The following is a 1,636-nucleotide window of genomic DNA, read 5'->3' as shown; positions in this document are numbered from 1 at the left end:
TAACTTCTGTCACTGAAAATATTTCCGCTGATACTTTCAGTAATTCTATTAATCATATTCAGCACTCAGTTTTAGATTTAACAGTTTTAGATTCTATTCGCCAATCATCAGGCACAAATGCAAATGATGTTATCGCTAAAATGATTGAGGATTATTTAAAAAATGTCGCTCATTATATGGAACAAATTTTAAATGCAATTGCTATTAATTCAACAAAAAAATTGAAACAGTATACTCAACTTTTGGGTGTTTATAGTTCTAACATTGGAGCAATAAATATTCCTATTTTATGTGATAAATTAGCAAATTTACCTGGTTCTGAATTAATAACTGAGGGAATGGATTTGGTCTTAGAGCTTGATAGTGAATATGAAAAAGTAATAATAGCTTTGAAACAGGAATTATTGAGTTATGTAAATTCTTAAAAATTTTACTGTTTTTCATAGCTTATATCAAATCCGTTTAATTCGGTATAAAAAAATGTTCTATCTTCAACCATTACCAAATATTTCTCGATCTCCCCATCTCCCCATCTCCCTATCTCCCTAACTCCCCTACTCCCCTACTCCCTACTCACCATCTAATTAGGGCTTGCTGATTAAATCTAAAAGTCTTTATAGATAAAGGTAAGTGCCTTTTTAAGTATCAAAAAGTTCGAGTTTTTAAGTGGTAATTGTTCAATTAGGAGCGGATTTTGGTCAAGATTTGGGCAGAAAAATTAAGGGACAAAACTTAGCTCCTACCTCCCGTAAATTCCCATTTATACTGTCTCCTGTCTCCTGTCTCCTACCTCTACTAAAAGACTTCCATAAGCAAACCCTAATTACACCGATGCTACCGGATTTGATATTATCTCCTTCCTTACCTCCTAGTTACCTAAAATCAAAATTATCAAACTCTCTATTTCATCAGGTTAAAACTACTGCAAATCTGAGGGAGTATTACAATTAAATAACATTTTTTCTATATCAGTATCAATAGATAATGGTTGAACTGGTATTCGAGTCAGTAATCTTTGAAAGGAGCGATCGCCTTGGTCAATATATTTTTGTAATTCAACTTTTATCTGTTGCCGATAGAAACCACATAATGGCTCCCACCCTTGAGATTTTTTCGGAACTAAAGCTAAAATTTCAGGGGAAAGTTGGTTTAAGTGAGTTGCCCAAGTTTGAATAATATCTAAGTTCAACAGAGGTAAATCACATCCTAATAGTAAAATCCAATCACTATTAATTTGAGCTAATCCTTGATTAAAAGCAACTAAAGGTCCTTCAGTTCTAATCTCTGTTAACCATTCACATTCTGTAGGTAAAATATGCTGATATTTTTCTGACCAAGGAGTAATAATATAAACTTTTTCTGTAAATTCACTAGCTACTTGATAAACTCTTTTTAGCATAGGTATATTTTGCCAAGGAATTAAGGCTTTATCTTTACCCATACGAGAACTTTTACCACCAGCAAGAATGAGTGCTACTAGATGATTTTTCGGGAGTGAAAGTGAAGATTTATTCATTAGGTATTTGACTTCTTTCGTTAAAATAAATAGGGTTTGCTGAATAAAGTCTTATGGGTGAGGGTAGGAGACAGGAGACAGGAGACAGGAGACAGGAGACAGGAGACAGGAGACAGGAGA

2 protein-coding genes are annotated in these 1,636 nt (G+C 33.5%); one reads left to right on the top strand and one right to left on the bottom strand.

All coding sequences use genetic code 11. From position 1 onward, the window contains the following. Positions 1–425, top strand: a 425-nt coding sequence (locus D5R40_RS36745; protein WP_161565177.1) for a hypothetical protein, incomplete at its 5' end; no start/stop codon positions are given. 494 nt (positions 426–919) lie between these two features. Here D5R40_RS36745 and D5R40_RS32840 read toward each other — a convergent pair. After that, the gene (locus D5R40_RS32840; RefSeq protein WP_124146941.1) at positions 920–1,516 is read right to left on the bottom strand and encodes a molybdenum cofactor guanylyltransferase; all 597 of its coding nucleotides are present in this window, start codon (positions 1,514–1,516) and stop codon (positions 920–922) included. Between the last annotated feature and the right edge of the window lie 120 nt (positions 1,517–1,636).

Origin of the sequence: Okeania hirsuta, assembly GCF_003838195.1 — a bacterium.
Lineage (GTDB): Bacteria > Cyanobacteriota > Cyanobacteriia > Cyanobacteriales > Microcoleaceae > Okeania > Okeania hirsuta.
The sequence above is the reverse complement of the archived record's forward strand: the minus strand, read 5'-3'. Positions and strand labels throughout refer to the sequence as shown.

What these genes read in the sequence shown, in the direction of transcription:
- D5R40_RS32840 (WP_124146941.1), bottom strand. Translation starts at nt 1,516, where the DNA reads ATGAATAAATCTTCACTTTCACTCCCGAAAAATCATCTAGTAGCACTC.